The organism is Sphingomonas gellani, from assembly GCF_900110035.1.
Taxonomy (GTDB): Bacteria; Pseudomonadota; Alphaproteobacteria; order Sphingomonadales; family Sphingomonadaceae; genus Sphingomonas; species Sphingomonas gellani.
Genome location: NZ_FOCF01000004.1, coordinates 346285 through 369999, shown reverse-complemented (window position 1 = coordinate 369999; position 23715 = coordinate 346285). Strand labels below are relative to the sequence as shown.

At 67.3% G+C, this 23715-nt stretch carries 17 protein-coding genes and 3 pseudogenes; 13 read left to right on the top strand and 7 right to left on the bottom strand.

All coding sequences use genetic code 11. The features are described from left to right. Positions 1 to 20: 20 nt before the first annotated feature. Both BMX37_RS10325 and BMX37_RS10320 read left to right on the top strand, forming a co-directional pair. A complete protein-coding gene (locus BMX37_RS10325) occupies positions 21 to 992 on the top strand; it encodes a glycosylasparaginase (RefSeq protein WP_093665345.1) in 972 nt (323 codons plus the stop codon). 43 nt (positions 993 to 1035) lie between these two features. Further along, positions 1036 to 1560: a copper homeostasis protein CutC gene (locus BMX37_RS10320; RefSeq protein ID WP_244501530.1), complete on the top strand. Its 525-nt coding sequence runs from the start codon at positions 1036 to 1038 to the stop codon at positions 1558 to 1560. Positions 1561 to 2337: 777 nt separating this feature from the next. Here the strand turns inward: BMX37_RS10320 and galA are convergent. Both galA and BMX37_RS10310 read right to left on the bottom strand, forming a co-directional pair. Further along, complete coding sequence (gene galA / locus BMX37_RS10315) at positions 2338 to 5247, bottom strand: beta-galactosidase GalA (protein WP_093665632.1); 2910 nt, start codon at positions 5245 to 5247, stop codon at positions 2338 to 2340. A gap of 76 nt (positions 5248 to 5323) precedes the next feature. After that, positions 5324 to 6088 (bottom strand): annotated as a pseudogene (locus BMX37_RS10310) (GntR family transcriptional regulator). A 214-nt stretch (positions 6089 to 6302) separates the two neighbouring features. On the opposite strand from BMX37_RS10310, the gene BMX37_RS10305 reads away from it, so the two are divergent. The 8 genes and pseudogenes from BMX37_RS10305 (at position 6303) to BMX37_RS10275 (ending at position 14140) form a co-directional block, all read left to right on the top strand. Then, positions 6303 to 6872, top strand: a complete 570-nt coding sequence (locus BMX37_RS10305) for a glycoside hydrolase family 20 zincin-like fold domain-containing protein (RefSeq protein WP_170841922.1) — start codon at positions 6303 to 6305, stop codon at positions 6870 to 6872. Next, positions 6869 to 9412 carry a glycoside hydrolase family 3 C-terminal domain-containing protein gene (locus BMX37_RS10300; RefSeq protein ID WP_093665630.1) on the top strand — a complete coding sequence of 848 codons (2544 nt, stop codon included), beginning with the start codon at positions 6869 to 6871 and terminating at the stop codon, positions 9410 to 9412. Before BMX37_RS10305 ends, BMX37_RS10300 begins: the two co-directional genes overlap by 4 nt. Before the next feature lie 2 nt (positions 9413 to 9414). After that, complete coding sequence (locus BMX37_RS19320) at positions 9415 to 9540, top strand: hypothetical protein (RefSeq protein WP_280139240.1); 126 nt, start codon at positions 9415 to 9417, stop codon at positions 9538 to 9540. Beyond that, positions 9540 to 10076 (top strand): annotated as a pseudogene (locus BMX37_RS19315) (glycoside hydrolase domain-containing protein); the annotation flags it as partial. The gene BMX37_RS19320 and the pseudogene BMX37_RS19315, both read left to right, overlap by 1 nt. Positions 10077 to 10168: 92 nt before the next feature. Next, positions 10169 to 10681: a glycoside hydrolase domain-containing protein gene (locus BMX37_RS19310; protein WP_093665628.1), complete on the top strand. Its 513-nt coding sequence runs from the start codon at positions 10169 to 10171 to the stop codon at positions 10679 to 10681. Beyond that, entirely contained in the window at positions 10678 to 12588 is a 1911-nt protein-coding gene (locus tag BMX37_RS10285) for an alpha-L-fucosidase (RefSeq protein ID WP_093665627.1), read from the top strand. Before BMX37_RS19310 ends, BMX37_RS10285 begins: the two co-directional genes overlap by 4 nt. Before the next feature lie 620 nt (positions 12589 to 13208). After that, positions 13209 to 13607: pseudogene (locus BMX37_RS10280) on the top strand (integrase core domain-containing protein); the annotation flags it as partial. Positions 13608 to 13747: 140 nt separating this feature from the next. Further along, entirely contained in the window at positions 13748 to 14140 is a 393-nt protein-coding gene (locus BMX37_RS10275; RefSeq protein ID WP_093665625.1) for a DUF1622 domain-containing protein, read from the top strand. A gap of 131 nt (positions 14141 to 14271) precedes the next feature. Here the strand turns inward: BMX37_RS10275 and BMX37_RS18805 are convergent, their stop codons facing one another. Next, complete coding sequence (locus BMX37_RS18805; protein ID WP_212611429.1) at positions 14272 to 16089, bottom strand: DUF4139 domain-containing protein; 1818 nt, start codon at positions 16087 to 16089, stop codon at positions 14272 to 14274. After that, the gene (locus BMX37_RS10265) at positions 16023 to 17390 is read right to left on the bottom strand and encodes a DUF4139 domain-containing protein (protein WP_093665623.1); all 1368 of its coding nucleotides are present in this window, start codon (positions 17388 to 17390) and stop codon (positions 16023 to 16025) included. The genes BMX37_RS18805 and BMX37_RS10265 overlap by 67 nt, the downstream gene beginning before the upstream one ends. A 193-nt stretch (positions 17391 to 17583) precedes the next feature. Between BMX37_RS10265 and BMX37_RS10260 the strand changes: the two genes are divergently transcribed. After that, positions 17584 to 18030, top strand: a complete 447-nt coding sequence (locus BMX37_RS10260; RefSeq protein ID WP_093665622.1) for a hypothetical protein — start codon at positions 17584 to 17586, stop codon at positions 18028 to 18030. Between the two features lie 32 nt (positions 18031 to 18062). Here the strand turns inward: BMX37_RS10260 and BMX37_RS10255 are convergent, their stop codons facing one another. The 3 genes from BMX37_RS10255 to BMX37_RS10245 all read right to left on the bottom strand — a co-directional run bounded on the left by BMX37_RS10255 (position 18063) and on the right by BMX37_RS10245 (position 20453). Next, complete coding sequence (locus BMX37_RS10255) at positions 18063 to 18731, bottom strand: hypothetical protein (protein WP_139198068.1); 669 nt, start codon at positions 18729 to 18731, stop codon at positions 18063 to 18065. A gap of 126 nt (positions 18732 to 18857) precedes the next feature. Then, positions 18858 to 19649: a hypothetical protein gene (locus BMX37_RS10250; RefSeq protein ID WP_212611428.1), complete on the bottom strand. Its 792-nt coding sequence runs from the start codon at positions 19647 to 19649 to the stop codon at positions 18858 to 18860. Positions 19650 to 19880: 231 nt separating this feature from the next. After that, the gene (locus BMX37_RS10245; RefSeq protein ID WP_093665620.1) at positions 19881 to 20453 is read right to left on the bottom strand and encodes a glutathione S-transferase family protein; all 573 of its coding nucleotides are present in this window, start codon (positions 20451 to 20453) and stop codon (positions 19881 to 19883) included. Between the two features lie 91 nt (positions 20454 to 20544). Between BMX37_RS10245 and BMX37_RS10240 the strand changes: the two genes are divergently transcribed. Together BMX37_RS10240 and BMX37_RS10235 are read left to right on the top strand one after the other, a co-directional pair. Continuing rightward, positions 20545 to 21246 (top strand): helix-turn-helix transcriptional regulator, encoded by a 702-nt coding sequence (locus tag BMX37_RS10240; RefSeq protein ID WP_244501529.1) that lies wholly within the window; start codon positions 20545 to 20547, stop codon positions 21244 to 21246. A gap of 175 nt (positions 21247 to 21421) precedes the next feature. Next, entirely contained in the window at positions 21422 to 23665 is a 2244-nt protein-coding gene (locus BMX37_RS10235) for a M3 family metallopeptidase (protein ID WP_093665618.1), read from the top strand. Positions 23666 to 23715: the final 50 nt, after the last annotated feature.

Here is a 23715-nt window from a genome sequence, read left to right as displayed (position 1 = left end):
GACGTTCTCTGCTCTCCGCCATGGGCCTGTTGGCCGCGACGCCTGCCGCCGCGTTGCAACGGCGCAAGCGCGCTGCGGGGCCTGGCGCGACGGTCCTGTCGACTTGGGATTTCGGCGCGGCGGCCAATGCGGCGGCGTTTGCGCGGCTGAGCGCGGGCGGTTCCCTGCTCGACGCGGTGGAGGCCGGCGGCATGGTGCCGGAGGCGGATCCCGCCAATCACTCGGTCGGCTATTCCGGCTATCCCGACCGCGACGGGCATGTGACGCTCGACGCGGTCATCATGGACGATACCGGTCAGGTGGGCGCAGTCGCGGCGCTGGAAGACACGGTGCATGCGGTCTCCGTCGCGCGGCGGGTGATGGAAAAGACGCCGCACACCATGCTGGTGGGAGACGGCGCGACCCGCTTCGCCCGCGACCAGGGCTTTCCACAGCGCGCGCTGCTCACCCCGGAGGCGGAAAAGGCGTGGCGCGACTGGCTGCGCACCGCGAACTACCGGCCGGAGGCGAATGTCGAGAACCGCGTGTCGCGAACGCCTGGCGGCGCGCTGGACCATGACACGATCGGCATCCTGGCGCGCGACGCGGCCGGGCGGCTCGCGGGCGCCTGCACGACCTCCGGCATGGCGTTCAAGATGCGCGGCCGGGTCGGCGATTCGCCACAGGTCGGCTGCGGCCTGTTCGTGGAGCGCGGTGTGGGTGCCGCGACCTCCACCGGCCTGGGCGAAGAGGTGACGCGCGTGGCCGGCACCGCACGCGTGGTCGCCTCCATGCGCGCCGGCCTGTCCCCGCAGGCCGCCTGCGAAGAGGTGGTGCGGCACATCGCCTCCCTGCGCGGCGACGCGATCCGGGGGGTTCAGGTCGGCTTCCTGGCGCTTGGCCCGCAAGGGGAAGTGGGCGCGTTCTGCCTGTTGCCGGGCTTCACCTATGCTGCGACAGACGCCGCCGGCCGCACGGTCGTCCACAAGGCCGGATCGCTGTTCCGGGCCTGAGGTGACACCGACGCCAGCAAAGCCCCCGCGCCGCCTGTTGGAGGTGTGCGTCGATTCGGTCGCGGGGCTCGTCGCGGCCACGCAGGGCGGCGCCGACCGGATCGAGCTGTGCGCCGCGCTGGGCATCGGCGGCCTGACCCCGCCGGAGTCGCTGATCCGCGCCGCCGCGGCGGGGACCCTGCCCGTCCACCTGCTCTGCCGCCCCCGCGAAGGGGACTTCATCGCCTCCACCGCCGAACGGGCGCTGGTCGCCGACGACATCCGCCTCGCGGCCGAGGCGGGTCTGGCCGGCGTGGTGATCGGCGCGAGCGAAGCCGACCGGCGGCTCAATCAGGCGACGCTTGCTGAACGGATCGCGCATGCCTGCACGTGCGGTACAGACCGCACGGCAGCCGACGCCCAGCGCCCGTCGCTACGCCCCGTCTTTGACTTGGTGGAAGCACTGGAGCAGGCGGTTGCGGTGGGCCTCAACCGGATGCTCACGTCTGAGGGCCCCATGCAGGCGATCGATGGCGCCGCCCCCCTTATCGTACTGCATCACAAACCGCCGGCCACATCACCATCCTGACCTGAGGCGGCGTCAATGCTGACTTGCCGTGCCGCATCTTCAAACGAATTCGCGAGGTACACGCCTCGCGCCGATGCGGCTTTGCCGGATAGAGACAGATAATGTTCAACGCTGAAAAGCTTGCATGGCTCTCCGCCGCATTCCGGAAAATTATAATACCATTATATAACCAAGGTTAGTGCAGATTGACGCGGCATCGCCGTGCCGACCAGTTCAACAGCGCCTCCGTTCTCTGGCAGCGAACATAGAGCCATGTTCCGCGCGCGCAGAGGAGGCAAACGCCACCGTCACATGAACGCTCGCCGCCAATGCGACCGCTCTGGCGCAACTCGGTCCCCGGCTGCGGACCGCGCCGCCGACCGCGGTCGTCACCTGCACCTTTTTCCGCCGCGCCCACCGACCGCATCAAGCCGTAAATCGGCATGAAGCCACCGTCGGGCTGCTGCGTACCGCCAAGCGCAGCACTGCAGGGTCGACATGGAACCCATGGACGATGATGCCGCGCCACGCGGCCTAGTTGTCCAGCGCGGCGCCGACCTCGCTGGTGGCCGCACTGGGCGGCGCGGCCGACGTGCTGGCCGGGTCACGCCACCGGCTGCCTGCGGGTGTGCTTGCGGCATGACGCCGTCGCCGACGAACGCGCGCGCGGATTAGGCGTGCGTTGCGTGGCGCACCCCTTTCCCGAGGTGCTGCACCGCTGGCGGAGGAGCCGGTACTCGCCACGCTCACCGCCGATGGAGCCCGCCCATCGATCTGATCGGCGGGCCGGACCCGCGCTTATCCCGCCGCGCGGGCGGCGAGGGTGACCGGCCCCAACAGCCCGGATGGGGCGCCTGGCACGACCTCCACCAGCAGGACGATGAGCCGCCGCCCGGTGGCGGGGGGCAGGTTCGCGACCAGCGGGGCAGGATCGGCCGACGCCTTGTCCGCCAGCTTGCGCCCGTCGATCCACAGTTCCGCCCTGCCGGCTACCGCCTCGAAACGGAGGACGCCTCCCTCGGCAGCCACTCTGCGCCACGGTGTCACGGCTGTGCGATAGAGGCGCCACGGTTCGCCCGCGCTCTCCGTACGAGTCGCCACGCCGGGCTGGACGAACGCCCAGCTGTTGTTGTCGCCATCGGTCGGCGCGAGATCTGGCGACGGCCGGCTGGCAAAGGCGGGGGAGCGGCGCCAGTCGAGCAACCGCTGCACCCGCGGCGTGGCCGCCACCCGCGGCACGGGCGCCGTGCGCCGGCAGTCGATCGTCAGGCGCGCGGGACGCAGGCCGGGCGCCGCCGCGGTCAGCACCACCCGCCCCTCGCCCAGCCCGGCCCGCAGGATCACCTGCGCCAGCCCGTTGAACAAGGAACGCGCATCGCCCTGTTCCGGCTCGTGGCTGTTGGGATCGCCGTTGCCCAGCCCGATGATCGCCGCGCCGGCGACGCTGAAGTGGACGGCCAGGTTGGCCGTCGGGACGTGCCGGCCCGCCGCATCGACCGCATCGACCGTGACCGGCTGCACATCCTCGCCGTCGCCCGCCATGATCGTACGGGCCGGAGTCAGGCGCAGGGCGACGGCATCGCCGATCGTCTCGTGCACCGCCACCGCGACGATGCGGCCGCCGGCCCGCGCCACCGCCTCGATCCGGCCTGGGGCATAGGGGACGGACCATTCATTGCCCATGACGCGGTCGACCGCCTGCGTACCGATCGCCTTGCCGTTGACGATCAGCGTCACCGTTTCTGCATTGCACGATACCGCGACCCTGATCGGCTGGCCCTCGCGTCCCGGCCAGGTCCAATGCGGAGCGATCGCCACGACCGCCCGGTCGTCGACCCATTGCGCGCTGCGGATATCGAACGCAGTCTTGGGGAAGCCGCACAGGTCCAGGATACCGAAGAAGCTGGAGATGGTCGGCCAGTCGTATGGCGTCGGTTCGCCGTGATAGTCGAACCCGGTCCACACGAAGCCGCCGGCCACGAACGGCCGTTCCGCGATCTTGCGCCACGTCGCACGATGCGTGTCGCCCCAGCTTGTGACCTCCGTGTCGTAGGAGGTGATGACGTGCCGCGCCGGATCGCTGGCATAGGCACCGCGCGTTTCATAAGCGCTGGTGTCCTCCGAACTGGTCATCGGCCGACCCGGATACGCCCGGTGAAAGCGGTCATAGTCGTTCTGGTAGTAGTTGAAGCCGGTGACATCGACCACGGCCGACACGCTGACCGGATCCAGGAACGCACCGTTCATCGCCGCGGTGACGGGGCGGCTGTCGTCCAGTGCCTTCACCGCATGAACCATCCGGCGCACCATCTCCACGCCCGCCTCGCTGCCCTGCATCGGCTCTTCGTTGAACACCGACCACAGGATGACGCTGGGATGGTTGCGGTCGCGCCGGACCAGCCATTGCAGCTGCGCCAGGTAATCGGGCGCCGGGTTGAAGCGGCGGTTCTCGTTCATGACCAGAAAGCCCATCCGGTCGGCCAGATGCAGCAGCTCCGCCGCCGGCGCGCCGTGCGAACAGCGGATGGCGTTACAGCCCATCGCCTTCAGCCGTCCCAACCGCCATTCGAGCAGCGTGTCGGGCACCGCCACGCCGACCCCGGCATGGTCCTGGTGCAGGCACACGCCCTTCAGCTTGACCGACCGGTCGTTGAGCAGGAACCCCCGATCGGCGTCGAAGCGTATGCTGCGGAAGCCGACGGGAACGCGCCGCTCGTCGACCGTTTCGCCGTCTCGGATCACGTGCACCAGCACCGTGTACAGGGTCGGCCGCTCGACGGACCACAAGGCCACTCCGCCTGCGTCCAGCATCAGCGCGGCGCGTGCCTGATCGAGTGGCGTGACCACTACGTCCGTCGTAGCGTGTGCGACCGCCCGACCGGTCGCGTCCAGCAACTGGGCCTGCACGGTGACACCGGCAACGTCGCGCGCGACGCTATCCAGCGTGACGTCGACCGGCACCTGCCAGCCATCGGGGCCGGCGCGCGGGTCGCAATGCACGCCGTCGGTGGCGATCGCGACCGGGGCGCGGCGGACCAGCCAGGTATGGCGATACAGCCCCGCGCCCTCGTACCACCATCCCTCCATCGCCTCCGCATCGACGCGGATCGCGATGACGTTCTCCTCGTCGCCGAACCGGGCAAAGGGGGTCATGTCGATAACCACGGCCGAATAGCCGGACCAGCTGTGCGCGACCTCGCTGCCGTTGATCCATACCGTCGCGTGGGTGGCGATGCCGTCGAAATGCAGCTCGATCCGCTTGCCCCGGTCGGCGGGGTCGAGCGTCAGCACGCGGCGATACCAGCCGATGCCGCGCGGGCGGTAACCCTGGCTGACATTGGCGCTCTGCACGAAAGGTTGGGTGGCCGCCCAATCGTGGGGCAGGCGCACAGGAGCCCAGTCGCTGTCGTCGAACGCCGGTGCCGCGGCACCGGGTGCGTTGCCGGCCTTTACGCTGAGATAGGTGTCGTGATGGTTCGCAGGCGGCGGCACCGGCACGTCGCCTGCGTGAAACACCCAACCCTGTTCCAGCCGAACGCGAGCGGGATCGACCAGCGGCAGCGGCACCGGAAGCTCGGCGAGAGGCGACGGCATGGGAAGCGCCCCCGCTCCGCCCGCTCGCACCCGCCCCCGCGCCATTGCGAACGGTGCAGGACCGGCCAGCGCGACGGCGGCCGCGCCGGACAGCAGAAAGGATCGGCGGTTCATGGCATCATTCCATACGGGGTAATAAGGCACCGCGTCGCGGCACTCGTCTGGCAAGCGGAGGCAGCGCTCTCCGTCGTCATGGATCGCTCAGTTCCGCGACGGAATGGTAGCTGTCGCCAGGATGATAGGACCGGGTGAACTCGACCGCGCGCCCTTTCTACAGGAACGCGCGCCGTTCGATCAGCAGGCCCGGCCGATCCGTGTCCAGCCCCAACATGCGCGCATGATCGGTCCCGAACGCCACCGCGCGCGAAGGCTGCAACGCGCGAACCGGCCGGCTGCCCGCCTTTTCCAGTGCGACGTACAGGCTGACCTTCACGGCCTCGACGCCCGGCAGGGAGCATCCGGCGATGGTGGTGGAGTCCAGCACTATGGGCTGTTCGTCGGCATAGCGGATGCGGTGGAACCGATACACAGATGCGCCGGGCGACAGTCCCAGCGACATCGATTCTTCCGGATTCACCGTGCCAGCGGCGCGACTGATCCAGCTGCTCGACGCACGCCGACCTCGCGCCGAGCTGTCCTCCGAGAAGGAGGACAGCTTGGAAAAGCTCTTTTCGACCTTCCGGGCGACGAACGTGCCGGCACCACCGCGACGGGTCAGCACCTCCTTCTCCACCAACCCACCGATCACCTTGCGCATCGTGATCCGCGAGGTGGCTTATGGGGTGACTAAGTCGCGCTCGGCGGTGAGGCCGTCGCCCGGTGACAGCCGTTCGCCACCGATCGCGCCGCGCATCAGCTTCTGAAGCTGCGGGTAAAGCGGCGACGGGTTGCCACGCCGAAAACGGCCGATCCACTCGAAAAAGGTCGACGCCCGCCCCCTTGCTGCGGCCCACACTGCCGGCGCGGGCCACGGCCCGCTTCCTCATGACGGGCGTCAACCTAGCCCGCCCTGGCGGCAGCGACGATGCGATCCAATCATGGCACACATTGGTAGTATTGATGGCGGAGTTGACAAGCCTCTATCGGCGCTAGAACGCCGTGTAGCAGCTTGCACATGGACATACATTGGTACACTCATGCGGCCGATTGGCGTAGAAAGAGGCAGCGGCATGGTGGCGACGGTTTCGACATGGGGAGCGATGATCGCCGGGAGCCTGATCCTCGCTTCGGCAGCTGGTGCCGCACCGCAACCGCGTGCGGCCAGACTGTTGCTCCCGCCCACCTCTATAGAGCCAGCGACGGAAGCGACCACCATCCGCACGGGCAGCCGCATCGGCTATCCGGCAAACGATGCGGAGGCGGCGGACACGGCCAGGCTGCTGGTCGAACATATCGGCACGACACGCGGCATCGCGCTGATCGCCGCGCCGGGTGACGGTACCCTGCAGCTGGTCCGCAACGCGGCGGTCGGCGGTCTGGAGGGGTGCCGGCCGGACGTGGCGCCCCGCGGCGTCCGCATCGTCGCGGCCACGAGCACGGGCTTGATTTACGGCGTCATGACGCTGGCGCAGTTGGCGCGCGCCGGGAAGCTCGATTTCGGCGCAACGGCCGCCGAGCCGTCGAACAATGGCCTCGACCTGCTGCCAGGTGAAAGCCGCACGGTCCCAGTAACCGCCCAGGCGTCACCCGCCGTGCTGGCCCCCGCGATGACCCTGCGTTCGCTGGGATCGCGGCGATGATCTGGATGCTTCTCGCCGCCCAGGTGTCCGATCCGGTCGCCGCCGCCGTCGCCGCGATGACGCCCGAGCAAAAGGCGGCACAGTTGCAAAGCAGCGCCCCCGCCGATCCGCAGGCCAGCCTGCCCGCATATGACTGGTGGAACGAGGGACTGCACGGGCTGGCGCGTGACGGCATCGCCACCGTGTTCCCGCAGGCGATCGGCATGGCCGCGACATGGGACACCGATCTGGTCCACCGCATCGGCGACGTGGTAGCGACCGAAGCGCGGGCGAAGTTCAACGCACGGCCGGTCGCCGCCGATCGCCGCATCTATCAGGGGCTGACGATCTGGTCGCCCAACATCAACATCTTCCGCGACCCGCGCTGGGGCCGTGGACAGGAAACCTATGGCGAGGATCCGTATCTGACGGGCCGGTTGGGAGTGTCCTTCATCACCGGACTGCAAGGTCCGCACCCGGCCCATCCCAAGGTGATCGCCACACCGAAACACTTCGCCGTGCACAGCGGGCCGGAGGCGGGGCGCGACGGCTTCGATGTCGATCCCAGCCCGTACGACCTGGAGGGGACCTACCTCCCCGCGTTCCGCATGGCGGTGACGGAGGGCAAGGCGCGGTCGCTGATGTGCGCCTACAACGCCATTCACGGCGTTCCCGCCTGTGCCAGCGGCGCGCTGATGAACGATCGGCTGCGGCGCGACTGGGGCTTCACCGGTTTCACCGTGTCCGATTGCGACGCGGTGTCGAACATCCAGCTGTTCCACCATTACCGCCTGGATACGGCGGGTGCAGCGGCGGCGGCGATACGTGGCGGCACCGACCTGAATTGCGGCACCGCCTTTGCCGCGCTGCCCCAGGCTATGGCCAAGGGACTTGTATCGCAGGCGGAGGTGGCCGCGGCGCTGACCCGCGCGCTGACCGCACGCCGCGACCTGGGCATCGCGTTCGGCGGGGCCGGCCCTTGGCGCGGCATCCGCCCCGATCAGGTCGACACGCCCACCCACCGCGCGCTGGCACTGGAGGCGGCGCGCAAGGCCATCGTGCTGCTCCAGAACCGGAACGACCGGTTGCCGCTCGGCGCCGGCACGCGGATTGCGGTGATCGGCGCGGATGCCGACGACCTGGGGGTGTTGCAGGGCAATTATCACGGCACCGCCGCTGCGCCGGTCACGCCGCTCGACGGCATTCGCGCGCGGTTCGGGACGTCGAATGTCCGATACGCACAAGGGTCGGTGCTGGCCGATGGAGCGCCCGTCGTGGTGCCCGAGACAGCATTGCGCTGGAACGGTGACCCAGGATTGCAGGCGGAGTATCTGTCGCCCGCCGGTCAGGCGGTGGCAACGCGGCGGGAACGGCGCGTCGACAGCGACCACAATCGCGCCGCCCCGGTCGCGGGATTGGGTGAGCAATGGCGCGTGCGCTGGACGGGCGAACTGGTGCCGCCCGGCCCCGGCAGCTATCGCCTGTTCGTCGATGTGCCGGCGTGCTGGAAATATTGCAAAAACCATGATGCGGTGCGGATGTGGCTGGACGGCAGTCCGGTCGCCGCCGGCGAGGTCGCCAAGGGCCGCGTGGAGGTTCGGTTCGACAGCGATGGCCGCGCGGTGCCGATCCGCCTGGAACTCGATCATGTCAGTGACGACGAGGGCATCCGCCTGCTGTGGATGCCCCCGGCCGAACCGCTGTTGAAACAAGCGGTCGAGGCGGCGAACGCGTCGGACGCGATCGTCGCAGTGGTCGGCTTGTCCCCCGACCTGGAGGGGGAAGCGTTGCAGGTTAGCGTCCCCGGCTTCGTCGGCGGCGACCGCACCGACATCGCGCTGCCGCTGGCGCAGCAACGCCTGCTGGCCGCGCTGAAGGCGACAGGCAAGCCGATGGTGATCGTCCTGACCAGCGGCAGCGCGGTGGCGATCGACCCCGCGGGTGCCGACGCGATCCTTGCCGCGTGGTATCCCGGCGAGGCGGGAGGCACCGCCATCGCCGATACGCTGGCCGGTGTCAGCAATCCGTCGGGGCGCCTGCCGGTCACCTTCTATCGGCAGACGGAGGACCTTCCCGCCTTTGTCGATTACGGCATGAAGGAGCGGACCTATCGCTATTTCACCGGCAAGCCGCTCTGGCCGTTCGGCCATGGCTTGAGCTTCACCCGCTTTGCCTATGCGGTCCGGCGGACCAGGGTGGAGGTAGCGGCGGGAAGCAGCGTGACGGTGGAAGCGACCGTTTCGAATACGGGCGATCGTTCAGGCGAGGAGGTGGCGCAGGCCTATCTGGTGCCCCCGACCGGGTCGGGCGGCGGACTGACGACCCCCGTCCTGCAACGGCAACTGGTCGGCTTCCGACGCGTGCCGCTGAGGCAGGGCGCGCGCAGCACCGTTCGCTTCACGCTCGACCCGCGCGAACTCAGCACCGTGGCGCGGGACGGCACCCGGTCGGTCGTGCCGGGTGCATACCGGTTGTTCATCGGCGGCGGCCAGCCGGACGATGCGCCGGGCGTATGGATCGACCTGACCATCAACGGAGCCGCGATGGAACTGCCGAAGTGATCGTGAGGCGTCGCACGGCGCAGGCCGGCGGGCTGGCCGTTGCCGCCGGATCGGCGCTGGCGATCGCGCGCCCCTTCCCCGACGGGCGTCCGCCGCTGGTATCGCACCTGACGTCGCGCAGAGCCTGATGGCCGACCTGATCCGCCAGGCGCAGCGGACCCCACTCGGGTCGCCGGTCTGGCCGTCGCAGGGTGTGGAGACCGCGACCACAATCGGCTGGTACGCGGTTCCGGTGCTGACGGAAGCCCAGGCGAACGGCATCCAGGGCGACTATGCCCCGGCATGGGCCGCCATCCGTCACCGTTCGTTCGACATCACCGCCCCGGACCGCTCCGATAGCCGCAACCGCTACCTGTTGGATCGGCCGAGCTATGTGGCCGCCGAAAAATGGAACGAGAACGTCAGCCGCACGCAGGAATATGCCTATAGCGATTGGGCAGCTCATCGCATCGTGCGACAGGCCGGTGCGGGAACCGATGTAGACCGTCTGCTGAAGCGCGCGAGAAATTGGGCGAAGGCGACCGACGTCGGCATCGGGTTCACCCGGCGCCGCGTCACCAATGGCGGGTGGCGGTCGACTTATGATTCCGTTCGATTCGACCACATGCCGATGCCCGCCTGGCAGGCGGCGTCTCCGGACCGGCACGACATCGATGGCCTGATCGCGCACGTGGGCGGCGGTGCGGCATTCAAGCGCAAGCTAGACGCGCTGTTCTCCGCCCCCTCTCTCCTCAGCCCGCAAAACCGCCGCCGGACATGGCCGGGCTGGCGGATCAATACGCTTATGCGGACGAGCCGGCACAGCACGGGCCCTGTCTGTACGCCCATGTCGGCGCCCGTGGAAAACAAAGGCAATGGTCCGGTCGCTGTACCCAGAGGTACCGCCACGCCTCCGACGGCATCATCGGCAACGACGATCGCGGCCAGATGAGCGCCCGGTTCGTATCCTCTGCGCCGAGCCTCTATCCCGTCGATCCGGTGGAGGCGGGCCATGTCTTCGGCTCACCACTGTTCGAGCGCGCGACCGTGCGCGTGGGTGAGAGCCACACGGAGACGATCAAGGCACCGCGCAACAGCGCCCGCACACCCTATCTCACGGCGGTCCGCCGGACCGGCAGGCCGTGGACCAGAAGCTGGATATCGCATGACGTGCTGATCCGCGGCGTCACGCCTGTCTTTACCACGCCGACCGCACCGAACCGCCGCTTCGGCGCCGACCGGTCGCCATCCTTCGGCGGCCCGGCCCCGACTCACGGAGTTTTCGCATGACCGACCTGTCCCGCCGGACCCTTATCGCCTCGGGCCTTGCGACGGCCGCCGTGCCCGCGTTCGGCGCAGCAGGCATCGCGCCGCCTCGGCCATGGGGTGCGACGCCCTCCGTCCGCCAGCTCGCCTGGCATGCGCGCGAGCAGTACGCGTTCGTCCACTTTTCCATCAACACCTTCACCGACCGCGAATGGGGCTATGGCGACGAAAGCCCGTCGCTGTTCGACCCGACCGACTTTTCCGCCGACCAGATCGTCGCGGCGGCGAAGGCGGGGGGGATGCGCGGCATCATCCTGACCGCCAAGCATCATGACGGCTTCTGCCTGTGGCCCACCCGGCTGACGGAACATTGCATCCGCAACAGTCCTTACAGGAACGGCAAGGGCGACATCGTGCGGGAGATGGAGCGGGCGACGCGCCGCGCCGGACTGTCGTTCGGCCTGTACCTGTCGCCGTGGGACCGGAACCATGCGGAATATGGCCGCCCCGCCTATGTAGAGTATTTCCGCAAACAGATCGTGGAGCTGTGCACCGGCTATGGCGAACTGTTCGAATTCTGGTTCGACGGCGCCAATGGCGGGGACGGCTATTATGGCGGCGCGCGCGATACGCGAAAGATCGACGCGCCGCGCTATTATGACTGGCCCGCAACCATCGCGCTGGTCCACCGGCACCAGCCGATGGCCTGCACCTTCGACCCGCTCGGTGCGGACGTGCGCTGGGTCGGAAACGAGGATGGGGTGGCGGGCGACCCCTGCTGGCCGACCATGCCGAACCACCCTTATGTGCAGAGCGAGGGGAACAGCGGGGTGCGGGGCGCGCCCCTATGGTGGCCGGCGGAGACGGACGTATCGATCCGGCCCGGCTGGTTCTACCACGCCGATGAGGACGCCAAGGTCAAGACTCCCGACAGGCTGCTGACCCTGTACGATGAGTCGGTTGGGCGCGGCACCAACCTGAACCTGAACCTGCCGCCCGACCGACGCGGGCGCTTGGCGGACATCGATGTCGCGGTGCTGCGCGCGTTTGGCGCGGCACAGGCGGCGACCTATGCGACCGACCTGGCGCAGGGAGCGACGGCGACCGCTACCGCCGAGCGGGGCCCGGCCTTTGCCGCCGGCCGCGTGCTGGACGGGCGGCGCGACACCTATTGGTCGACGCCGGACGCCGACCGCACGCCGACGCTGACGCTGGACCTGCCGCCGGGCCGGGCATTCGACCTGATCCGGTTGCGCGAGCATCTGCCGCTCGGCGCGCGCGTCACCCGCTTTGCGGTCGAGGCGGAGGTCGACGGTCAATGGCACAGGCTGGGAGAGCATCAGTCGATCGGCGCCCAGCGCATCATCCGCTTGCCAGCGCCCATCTCCGCCCGCCGCCTGAGGCTGGTGATACTGGAGGCGCCGGCCTGCCCCGCTATTTCAGAAGTGGCGCTGTTCCGCCAAATCGCGCCCGCGACGGTGGCGCCTGTACGGTCCAGCGACCCGAACCTGCTGTCGACCCGACAGTGGCGTATCGTCGCGGCGTCCGCGCCCGGGGCGGAGGCGGTGCTGGACGATGATGCCGCGACACGCTGGACGGTGCCCGCGCCGAACCTCGCCGCTCCGGCCAGCATCACCGTAGACATGGGCGCGACCCATCGGCTGGCCGGGTTCAGCCTGACGCCCTCGCGCACCGTGGCGAAGGGTGTTGCGCCGCCGGCCGGCTACCTCTGCGAGACGAGCCTGGACGGCCAGACATGGGATGTGGCCGCGACGGGAGAGTTCGCCAACATCGCCTACGCGCTTGCGACCCAGAGGATCGCCTTCGATGCTCCCCTACGCGCGCGCTTCCTTCGCCTGTCCTTTTCCGCGACAGCGGTTCCGGCACAGAAACTGGCGATCGCAGGTATCAGCGCCATCGCGGCCCCCTGAAACTTCTCCGGCCATGATTCGCGTGCGGGTTGGTCTGAGTTGGCACCTGTTTTTTGGACGAGCCGGTCGGATTTAGACCGCATCTGCCGTCTTCGGGGCGGAACCCCGCTCTGCGCCAGGCCTGCTTCGGCGCATTGAATGGTCGTCACCGCTGCCAGCGGGAACTCTTGGCGGCCGCTGCAGCAGGCCGTCGACGCTGGCACATGTGCGAGTCCTGCGGTGGTTAACTGAAGGACGAACGCGGCGAGAGCTTACGGGTACCATGCGTACCCAAGCTCCTTGCAGCCGCCTCGGTCAGCCGGCCCCCTTACGTCTAGCGCCATGGTTTTCTACCTCAAGGCGACAAAGCAGGTATTTCAAGGCTCGTTTTAAAGCCCCGACATCGGACTTGTTGAGGTGCCCCGAAAGTCCTCGCGGGTGGAGCTGGTCTTGCTCAGATCGATATGTTGCCATTCAGGCTTGCGGCCAAGTCGAGTGTTGAAAAGCATGTTGAACGAGAACTCGTCCTCTGCAGGGTCATCCAAGGGTGCTCCGTAGATCCGCCGCGTCTCCTCGGCATCGTAACCCATGAGTTCCAGCAGAGTTGGGAATATCCGGAAGTGGCTCATGGCATTCCGGTTAGCGGCATCACCGCCGAGGACGTCCAGGACCTGATGGTCGCTACCGTCGAGCACCGCTACGGTCGGGTGAACCGCGTGCCCCAGCCAATCGAGTGGCTGACGGATAACGGTAGCTGCTATACCGCGCGCGACACCCGCACCTTTGCCCGCGGCATCGGGCTGCTCCCGCTCACGACACCGCTCAGCAGCCCGCAGTCCAACGGCGTGGCCGAGGCGTTCGTCCGCACCCTCAAGCGCGACTACGTCCGCGTGAGCCCTAGGCCCGATGCGCATACTGTCATTGCCCAGCTGCCAGACTGGATTGACCACTATAACGAGGTGCATCCACACCGCGCCCTCGGCTACAGCTCACCACGCGAGTTCATCGCGGCAACCCGCGAGGCCCTGTCAGCTAATTAGGGGGCAACAACAGCCGATCTCCTGACCCGTATTCGTCAGAGATCGCCCGCCTATCGACTTCAGACCCTTATCCGTCCCTGCGATGCGGAGTCGGCGCCACCGCAAATTGTGCCTTCGATAGCGTTGATGCATGACGCGCCATGTTCACGAACGAAGCTGGTTTGATTCGCCTGGCGACGAGCGCCGTCGAGGTCGTCGGCACGGCCATCATAGTGGTGGGCGCGTTCGGGACGCTGGCGGTTTTCATCATCGGACTTGCCAGAGGCGTGACGGACCGGGCAACGCTCGTCGCCGACTTCCGTTCGGGTCTTGGCCGATCAATCCTGTTGGGCCTGGAATTCCTCGTTGCGGCTGACATCATCAACACGGTGGCAGTCGAACCGACGATCGAAAGCCTCCTGGTCCTTGCCGGCATCGTTCTGATCAGGACCTTCCTGAGCTTCTCGCTGGAAGTCGAGATCGACGGACGCTGGCCGTGGCAGAAAGGACGTTCGAAAGAGGGGCCATCATACGGAGCGGATCGGGAGCGCTGACGCGGGAAGTCTTCTGGTTCGGCACCATTCAACGCGAGCGCTTGGTACCTTCGCGCGGTTATCGGGGACAGACGCCCGTTCATGCTTGTTAAACTAGGCCCCGGCGTGCCCCTTATTGCGCGGCGACTAGTCTACCGCTTTATCGCGTAGGTGATGCTGCTTGTGCCGTTTGGCATGACATCGACGGGCAGCACCCAACCTTGACCTCGCCGCTCGGCGTTCGCAGGCTTTTCCTCGACCCCGAACGGCAGCATGACCTCGACCCTGACGGCCATCTCGCGCGCGTTGCTGGTATCGAGGCGCCATTGCTCCCGTTCCTTGGCGTCGGCGATGCGCGTGAGCGTCCAGCTGACGTCGGGGCTGTCGCCGAAGCGCAGCACGACGCGCTCGCCCACCGCCAGATCGTCGATCGATGCTTCGCCCGCATACAGGCTGCGTCGCGGACCGCTCGCGAACAGGGCGACCATGCCGGCGGGTAGCGGGACGCCCAGACCTGACTTGGCCACGTTGCGAGCGCGCAGCTCGAACGGTGTGGACTGCACGATGCGCGTCGGCGGCACGCTTCGTGTCAGATCGAGAATGTAGATTCGGTCGAAGGCGGCGTCGGGCTGGACTAGCATCGCCACCTGCTTCTGGGCCTGCGCCGCGACGGTGACGCGCATCGGCACGCGGTACAGTTTGAGGTCGCCCAGTGCCTCGACCGCCGCCTGTGCGCCGCCTGCGATCGTGACCGGTGAGGCCGGTGCGGGGGGAGGCGGCGGAGGTGGTGGTGGCGGTGGCGGCGGGGGTGGCGCCGGCATCGCTGCGAACTGCAGGCGCTCACGCCGATGCGACGAGCGAACGGCACTGCCGGTCACGACGATGTCCGCACCTGCATCATCGGCATAGCGCGCCGCCTCCCGCTCCGCCTTTTCCCGTGCTCGCCGTTGCTTGCGCGTCTCGAAACTGCCGGGCGCATTGCTGCCCACGCTGTTGAACGCAGCGAGATCGGTGCCTTTGGGCAGCGGCATCGGCGTGAACGTCTGCTTGGGATGGGTACTCGTCACGTCGGCGGGCCAGCATTGCAGGTCCAGCCAGGCGGATGGCGGCGGCGGCGGCGGATTGTTCTCCCGTTTGTTCGGCTTGCCGGCGATGACCTGAAGCCGCGCATCGCGAAAACTCTGCTGCCCGCCATTTGCGACCGTCAGCCAGGCGAACAGCCCGATGGTGTCGCCACGAGGTGCCAGTTGCCCGACATAATTCGCCGACCAGTCAAAGCCCTGCGCCATGTACGTCAGCTGGACGGTCGCGGTGACCGGTCGAGCGGCATGGGTGAGAATGGACAGGGTCGGCCGGGCCGTCAGCGTGTCGGGCACACGGTCGTAGAGGATACGCTCCGGCAAGCCCGAACAGTGCAACGCTTCCACGCCGTCGGCGGTTTGCAGGATCACGCCGCCATCCGGGCCGGCCTGGACGATGGCCGTCGATCCACGAACCTTGCCGGTCGCCGGGTCGGTACGTCGCAGCAACACGCGCCGTTTGAGATACGCATCGATCAGCCCGGCGGGCGAAATGAGCCGCGCATCGCGGTTCTTCTCGCGCACGTCGCCAGGCAGGCCGGTGACGATGGCGGTTTCCGGCAGCAGCCCTTCGGCCACGTTCTCGAAGCGGATCTGGCTGTCGCCCTGCGGCACGCTGATCGTGCGGGTTTCGGTGATCAGCGCGTACCCGCCCGGCCAGTTCGCGTTCATCGCACCCACGCGGTAGGGATCGCGGTACACCGTCACCGCGACATCGGCGACATCGCGCGAGATCACGACCTGTGGCTCCGCATGGGCGAGCGACGGCAGCGCCAGCCACGGCAGGGCCAGCAACAACAGCAGCCAGAACCAGCGCAGCACGCTCAGTACCGCGAGTCGAACGTCGCCGTCAGATCGGTCGTGCCGTTCGCGGCGACCGGAACCTTCCATTCCACCCGATCGGCCGAGACACGTTCACCGGCCAGGCTCTGATCGGTGATCCTGACGTCGCCCCAAAGTCCGTCCTGCGCCAGGTCGACGGTCACCGCCACGTCGCGCGCATTGCTGACCGTATAGACCATCCGCGTGCGCCAGCGACGGTTCGACAATCGGGTCCGTTCGGCCACGACGGCCTTGACCTTGACGTCGAACGCCTCGCCGGTGCGGATCGACATCGACGACCCCATCGGCGTGTGTGGAATGCGGTTCTCGCCGATGAACTGCGGATCGCCGCGCGCATCGCGCATGTAGACGCGAACGGTCCCGGCGGGCAGCTGGTCGCCCAGCCCGCCGGCGCGTGAGGTCGAGAACTTGATGGCCGTCGCCGCGCTGCGCGGTACCTCGTTGCCGCCGAGCCAGCCGTTGTTGAATTCATACGCCTTGCGCGCCGCCGCCGCCTTTACGTCGAGGAAGCTGACCTGCTTTTGCTGTGCGTTGGCGATCGTCGTCCGCTCTGCCAACGGGTACAGATAGAAATCGCCCAGCCGCTGGCGGGTCCCCGATTCCGTGCCGGCCTGTTCGATGGCGGCGCCATCGCCCACCGATGCGAAGCGGTTGGCCGCACCCCCGACATTGCCCGCCACCAGCAGCGTGTCCGCCCTGGTGAAGGTCGTGCCGGTGTTGTTGGTCAGCGTCACCCAGCCCTGGACGTCGATCGTGCCCGCCTTTTCATCGAACATCGCGACGTAATCGCTCGTCCAGCCGAGCCCGGGGGTCAGGTAGGACAGCCGCACCGGTACCGGCCCGGCACGTGCCGCGTCGATCGTCACCGACAGCGTGGGCCGCGCGCGCAGATTGTCCGGCACCTTGTCGAAGACAACGCGCACGGGCAGGCCGTCGTCGCGCAGCACCTCGATGCGGTTCCCGATCTGCAGCACGATGCCGCCGTTCGCGGCCAGTACGCGCGCTTGCTCACGCGTCTCGACGCCGGTGGCCGGGTTGGTGCGAACGATGGTGATGACCTGACCGACCGCCTTTTCCATCAACTTGTCGGGCGACAGCAGGTCGAAGTCGAAATTCTGTTCGACGATGCCGATGCCCGGGCCGCTCAGGGTCACCGTCTCGGGCCGGATCTGCGCCGATACATCGGGGAACTCCTGGCGGCTGCGCCCCTGCGCCACGGTCAGTGTCCGCGCATCCTGAACCAGCGATACGCCGCTGTTGTAGATGGTGACCTGCACGTCGCCCTGCGTGCTCTGAGCCAGCGATGCCGCCGGCCACAGCGCGGCGCCCAGAACGAACCACTTCCGCATTGCGACTTCCCCTTTCCGCCGAAGCTAGCGGCTGCTTGCGCGAGGCGAAAGCCCGAGCGGCGACCCTGGCTTCACGACCGATTTTCTGCCGAGCGAAGAAAGTGCAGCGTACAGGTTGACCAGGCCCACCTTCGCGACTTGCGAGCGGACGGTCTTACCCTCAACGCAGGAACACGATGGAGCAAGAGGAAGTATGATGCTGTTGATCCGCGCGGCCATCTTCACAGCCGTTGTTGCCGGCGGCGCCTTTGCCCCAGCAGCCGTTCGATCGGCTCCGGCGGATCGCGCGAGCAGCCCCCTCCTCCCGCTGACCAACAGCGACGAGGAGTCGACGACCGAGACGGGCTGCACCTCGACCTTCCATGTCGCCAATCTCGACCATCTCCAGCTTGTCGGTACCGAACTCGTGCTTCGCGACACCCGCGGTCTTCACGCCTGCCGGCTTACGGAAGCGAACACCCGAGCGCTCGACGAGGGACAGCGCGCCATCGCTTGTTCGCAGTACCGGCTGCAGGTCCGCAGGGTTGGCCGAACCTCGACAAACGCGGCGTCCGATAGCAGCAGCACGAGGGCCTTCCTCACGATCGATCGCGGCGGCACTGTGGCCACAATGCTGGGCCGCTGGACCGTGGCATGCTGAGCCGGTCGGCCGCGCGCTCCCGGTGACGCCCTTCAAGGATGTCGGTCGTAGCGCCCTCGAACAGCACCGTTCAGCAGCAATGAACCATGATCGATCCGCAGCCGCAGCTGCCGAAACGCTGGCGAGGCGCCTGAACCCGGCTGCGCTTCCAGCAGCACGGCGCCGCCATCGACCCGCCACTTGCCCTGCACCTCCTGATCGACCGCGCCGTAGCTCATGATCCAGGCGAACCGTCCATCCGGGCGGAGCAGCAGTTCCGACGCGGTCTCCATCACGCCCGACAAATAGTAATGGCCGGCCAGTCGGCGCCGCTCCTCCGCGTCCGCCTCCGTCACCATGGGATCGTAGCGGGCGGTGCACTGAAGCTTCCGCATCTCGTGTGGCGACCCGTACAGGTACGACGTGAACGGATCGCCCTCCCCGACATCCTTGTGCACATAGAAGCTGCCGTCGCCCAACTGGAAGGTCATGAAGCCCTTCTTTGTTTGCAGCTCCGTGATCGCGCCCCGATCGTGCGGCGCCTGGTACGTCATCGCCGCCAGGTCGAAGCTATAGCTTTGCCCGACATCGCCGTCCGCGGACCGGCAGGCCTTCGCCTCCACGCACGCCGGGGATTTCACCACCTCGCACTGGAGGCTGACGACGGAAGGCGACGCGGCGGCACCTGCGGCGCAGATGATCGATCCGGCGGCGACCATCACGGATCCAGCCCACCGCTTTGCCAAGAGCCTCCCTGCCTGGCGGACGATCAGACCCTGTTCTGGCCTGGCGACGTCCCCGGATCCAGCTGTAGCACCAATGATTTGGTCAAGCCGCATGAGCATGGCTCAGCACCACAGCGCGCCCCGCTCCAGATGTGGCCGTGCGCATCCACCGTCGGGCAAGGGCAAGGGTTGTCCCTGCCGCCAGAGGCCAAGCTGCCGCACGATGTTCGGCATTTCGGAATCGATCACCGCCAGGCGATTGCCGTCGCCATAGGTCGTCGCGCTGCGGTACCGCAGCACCTGCTTGTAGCGTCCCGGCCGGACGAAGCGGTCCACCGTCACCCAGAAGGCGAAGGGTGCGTCGCTGGTCGGCTCCGCCGAGATGACGGCACCGCGCAAACTGCCCCTGGTGACGTAGCGAACCTCCTGATTGTTGTTCCTGCCGGTGACGTGCGCATAGACCCGCGAGACACGGTCCGCTGCGCGATCATAGCCGAACAACAGCGTTGCGGTTCGCTGGTCACCGTTCATGGCAGGCTGGCTGGCGATCTGCACGAGCAGCAGCGTCGTCGTGTCGCCCGGATGCACGAGCAAGGCCTTGTCGAGAAAATGCGGTTCGGAGAACAGGTCCGGGCCGGCCCGCAGGACCAAGCTGTCGGCGAGCCCCGCGGCGCAGGAGCGGCCCTTGTCGTTGCTGATGTAAAGGTTGATCTTGCCGTCCTGCGGTTCACCGGAAAGCCCCTCGACTGGGGGCCCCTGGGTCGCCGTGAACCGCCACGGCGAGCGTGCCGCGAACGGCCGGGCCAGATCGAGATCCGCTATGGTCTTCGTCGATGTCGGCGCGCCAAGCGCCACGGATGCGGCCAGTGCATTGAGGATCAGCGCGGGCAGTCCAAGGCGCAACGTCACCGCCATACGCGTCCTTCCTGATCGATCCCGAAGCGCCTCGATGCCAGAACCCCAGGGAATAGTTGCAGTCCGTCTTTTGTGCATGGAAGGAGGCACGATGATCAAGAAGATTGCGGTCTCGGGCTTCGTTGAGACAGCGGATCCACACCAAACCAACCCTGCTTGACGGACGCACTTAACCAAGACCTTGCACTGACCCGGTGTTCGGCGGAACCACCGGGTCAGTGCGATATGGCTCTACTTCGCGTCAGGACGGACCCGTTGACCGCAGCGCTCGACCCATTGGCGGATGGCCGGATCCGCAGGCGTCATATCGGCAAACCATAGGAACGGAGAACTGCACAGCATATCGGCCGCGGAGAAACGGTCGCCGAGCAGCCACGGCCCGCGACGGAGCGGCTCGGCCAGTCGCTCGACCATCGTATCGAAGTCGCGCAGGCTCGCGGTGAGCGCGGGATTGCTGACGTTCGCCCCTTTCAGGATCAGCAGCGGTTCCATGACGCCCTGATAATAGAATAGCCATGACAGATAGGCACCGCGCTGCGCCTCGCCCGACAAGGGCCCCAGACCTGCATCGGGATAGGCGTCCGTCAGGTAGAGCATGATGGCGCCGCGTTCGCGAACGGCGTCCTCGCCATCGGTCAGATAGGGTACCTTGCCCTCGGGGTGCGGGTTGGCGGGATCGCGGCTGCCTGACCCGTCCTGTCGCGCGATGGTGACCTCGCGCATTTCGAGGTCGGCGGAGAGCATGCGTGCGAGTGCGACGACCGTGTCGGACCGCGAATTGGGCGAGTAATAGAGCGTGCGCATCGGCTTGTTCCTTGCTTCGAGTGACGCAGTCGATCTACGAAGACGCTCCTGACAATTCCGGGCAGCAGGGATGGCACGATCGGACCGCCTGATGCGATTGCTCGAAGCGTTGCGGCGGCTTCCCAAGCCGGTGACGGCGATCCGGTTAGCGGCGGAGACGGAAGTCTCGACGCGGCAATTGTACCGCGACATCGCGACGTTGCGCGCGGGCGGGGTGCTGGTCGACGGGGCGGCGGGCTATGGCTACACGCTGACCGAGGATCCGGCTTTGCCGCCGCAGAGCTTCTCGCGTCTTGAAATCGAGGCGCTCATGCTGGGTGTGGCGAGCCTGGGCGATCTGGGCGACGATGCGCTCACGACCGCGGGACGCAACGCGCTTGCGCGGATCGTCGCCACCTTGCCGGATCGGCAAGCGCGGCAGGCGGCGCATGCGACGATACGGTCCTGGCGCCCGGCCGAACCCCGCGCCGTCGTCACGATCGATCTCGATCTCTTGCGCGAAGCCTGCTGGGACGAGTTCAGCGTTCGGATCGCCTATCGGGACACACATGAGCGGCGGACCGAACGCGAGATCCTGCCGCTCGGCATGTCCTACAGCCCCCGGACCTTGATGCTCGTCGCCTGGTGCCTGGTACGCGGGGCCTACAGGACGTTCGAGGTGCCCCGGATCGAAGCGCTGGAACGAGGTGCAAGCAACTTCCGCCCACGACGGGTGCAACTCCTACGGGAATATGTCACGCTGCGCACTGCGGAGTGGAAGATGAGGGAGCAACAGACGCGTCCGCCAACCTGATGATCCAGAAATCGCTCTTTCGGCCACCTTCTCCGCGTGCGAACCCGCACGCGAGCCGAGGCTGGCCTTCGCATCGCGCGTAGTGGGATCTACGATCGGCCGCACGCACCCACTCCCTTGCTCCGAGCTTCAAGCGGGTGCATCCCCCGCGCCGTACCCCGTTGATGGAGCATCCATGCGCTTTCTCGCCGCCGCTGCCACGATCATGCTGATGTCGACCACCACGCTCGCCCAGAACGCCGCGCCTGCCGCTGCGTCGCCTGCGCCGCTGCCCGCCTCTAGTCCATTCGCGCAGCCGAGCACGCTGCCGTTTCAGGCGCCACCGTTCGATCGCATCAAGAGCGCCGACTACGCACCCGCGCTCCTCGCCGGCATGGCCGCGCAAAGGGCGGAGATAAAGGCAATCACGCGCGCGCGCAGTGCACCGACGTTCGAGAACACGATCGACGCGATGGAGCGGTCGGGCCGCCTGCTGGAGCGTGCCAGCATGGCCTTTTACGGTGTGGTCGGCGCCAACACCGACGACACGCTGCAGAAGACGCAGGCCGATCTGGCGCCGAAGTTCGCCGCACACCAGGACGCGATCAACCTCGACCCGGCGCTCTTCGCGCGCGTGAAGACGCTGTACGACGAGCGCCAGTCGCTGGGGCTCGATCCGGAGCAGGTGCAGGTCCTTACCCTGACTTACGAGGGCATGGTGCGGGCGGGGGCGCAGCTCTCACCCGCCGACAAGGTGACGCTGGGGAAGTACAACGCGCAGCTCTCGACGCTCGAAACCGCCTTTCAGCAGAAGCTGCTCGCCGCGGCCAAGGCCGGCGCGCTGATCGTAAGCGATAAGCAGAAGCTGGCGGGCCTGTCCGATGCGGAGATCGCCGCAGCGGCCGACGCCGCCAAGGCACGTGGCCTGGCGGGCAAGTACGTGCTGACGCTTCAGAACACGACGCAGCAGCCCGAGCTCGCCACCCTGAAGGACCGTGCGACGCGTGAGGCACTGTTCCGCGCCAGCTGGACGCGCGCCGCGAAGGGCGACGCGAACGACACGCGCGACACCATCGCGCAGATCGCGTTCCTGCGCGCGCAAAAGGCGAAACTGCTCGGCTACCCGACTTGGGCCGACTACGTGCTCCAGGATCAGATGGCGAAGAACCCGAAGACCGCGCTTGGCTTCATGCAACAGCTCGGCACGCCCGTCGCGGCAGAGCAGCGCCGCGAGGCCGCGGAGTTGCAGGCGCAGATCAAGGCGACCGGCGGCACCTTTCCGCTCAAGCCATGGGACTGGGACTTCTACTCCGAACAGGTGCGCAAGGCGAAGTACGACCTCAATCAGGACGAGCTGAAGCCTTATTTCGAGATCAACAAGGTGCTGACCGACGGCGTCTTCTACGCCGCCAATCAGCTCTACGGCCTGAACTTCAAACGCCGCACCGACATTCCCGTCTATCAACCTGACGTGATGGTCTATGAGGTTACGGAGGCGAACGGCACGTCGGTCGGCCTGATGTACTTCGACTACTGGAAGAGGGACAACAAGAACGGCGGCGCGTGGATGTCGAATTTCGTCAACCAGTCGCGACTGAACGGCACCAAGCCGGTGATCTACAACGTCGGCAACTTCACCAAGCCGGCAGCCGGGCAGCCGGCGTTGATCAGCTACGACGACGTGATCACGATGTTCCACGAATTCGGCCACGCGCTGCACGGCCTGTTCGCGAACCAGACCTATCCCAGTGTGTCTGGTACCAACACCGCGCGGGACTTCGTCGAGTTCCCGTCGCAGTTCAATGAGCATTGGGCGCTCGATCCCAAGGTGCTGCCGCACTATGCCGTCAACTACCGGGATGGAACCGTCATCCCGCAATCGCTGGTCGACAAGATCAAGCGCGCCGGGACGTTCAACTCGGGCTATTCCTTCGGCGAAGCGCTGGCCGCAGCCGAAATGGACATGAGCTGGCACTCGCTGACCACGGCGCAAGGCAAGCAGAACCCCGATGCGTTCGAGGCGCAGGCGCTCGCCGCCACCGGGCTCGACGTGGCAGACGTCCCGCCCCGCTACCGCTCCAGCTACTTTCTCCACATCTGGGGCAATGGCTATTCGGCGGGCTATTACGCCTATAGCTGGACCAAGATGCTGAGCGCGAACGCATTCAACTGGTTCGAGCAGAATGGCGGAATGACGCGCGCAAACGGCCAGCGTTTTCGCGACATGGTCCTCTCCAAGGGCCACACTGAGGATTACGCGCCGATGTTCCGCAACTTCAACGGCGCCGATCCGCAGGTCGGGCCGCTGCTCAAGGATCTGGGCCTCAATGCCGATGGCTCACGCATTAGCACGGGCGACGCGGCAACCCCGGTCAGCGACGGTCCGGTGACGAGCGCGCCGTCCGGAAAGCCCGCAACGGCAGGCCGAACGGGGAGGTAGCATCTCCAGCAGGGCCGCAAGTCGAAGCTGAGTTGCTCCGCAGAGGCTTG

Bases quoted from the DNA above. Each gene is read 5' to 3' on its own strand.
- BMX37_RS10245 (WP_093665620.1), bottom strand. From the start codon at position 20,453: ATGCGCACGCTCTATTACTCGCCCAATTCGCGGTCCGACACGGTCGTC.
- BMX37_RS10250 (WP_212611428.1), bottom strand. From the start codon at position 19,649: ATGGCGGTGACGTTGCGCCTTGGACTGCCCGCGCTGATCCTCAATGCA.
- BMX37_RS10325 (WP_093665345.1), top strand. From the start codon at position 21: ATGGGCCTGTTGGCCGCGACGCCTGCCGCCGCGTTGCAACGGCGCAAG.
- BMX37_RS10275 (WP_093665625.1), top strand. From the start codon at position 13,748: ATGTTCACGAACGAAGCTGGTTTGATTCGCCTGGCGACGAGCGCCGTC.
- BMX37_RS10305 (WP_170841922.1), top strand. From the start codon at position 6,303: ATGGTGGCGACGGTTTCGACATGGGGAGCGATGATCGCCGGGAGCCTG.
- BMX37_RS10265 (WP_093665623.1), bottom strand. From the start codon at position 17,390: ATGCGGAAGTGGTTCGTTCTGGGCGCCGCGCTGTGGCCGGCGGCATCG.
- BMX37_RS10240 (WP_244501529.1), top strand. From the start codon at position 20,545: ATGCGATTGCTCGAAGCGTTGCGGCGGCTTCCCAAGCCGGTGACGGCG.
- BMX37_RS10235 (WP_093665618.1), top strand. From the start codon at position 21,422: ATGCGCTTTCTCGCCGCCGCTGCCACGATCATGCTGATGTCGACCACC.
- BMX37_RS10285 (WP_093665627.1), top strand. From the start codon at position 10,678: ATGACCGACCTGTCCCGCCGGACCCTTATCGCCTCGGGCCTTGCGACG.
- BMX37_RS10300 (WP_093665630.1), top strand. From the start codon at position 6,869: ATGATCTGGATGCTTCTCGCCGCCCAGGTGTCCGATCCGGTCGCCGCC.
- BMX37_RS10260 (WP_093665622.1), top strand. From the start codon at position 17,584: ATGATGCTGTTGATCCGCGCGGCCATCTTCACAGCCGTTGTTGCCGGC.
- galA (WP_093665632.1), bottom strand. From the start codon at position 5,247: ATGAACCGCCGATCCTTTCTGCTGTCCGGCGCGGCCGCCGTCGCGCTG.
- BMX37_RS18805 (WP_212611429.1), bottom strand. From the start codon at position 16,089: ATGGAAGGTTCCGGTCGCCGCGAACGGCACGACCGATCTGACGGCGAC.
- BMX37_RS19310 (WP_093665628.1), top strand. From the start codon at position 10,169: ATGGCCGGGCTGGCGGATCAATACGCTTATGCGGACGAGCCGGCACAG.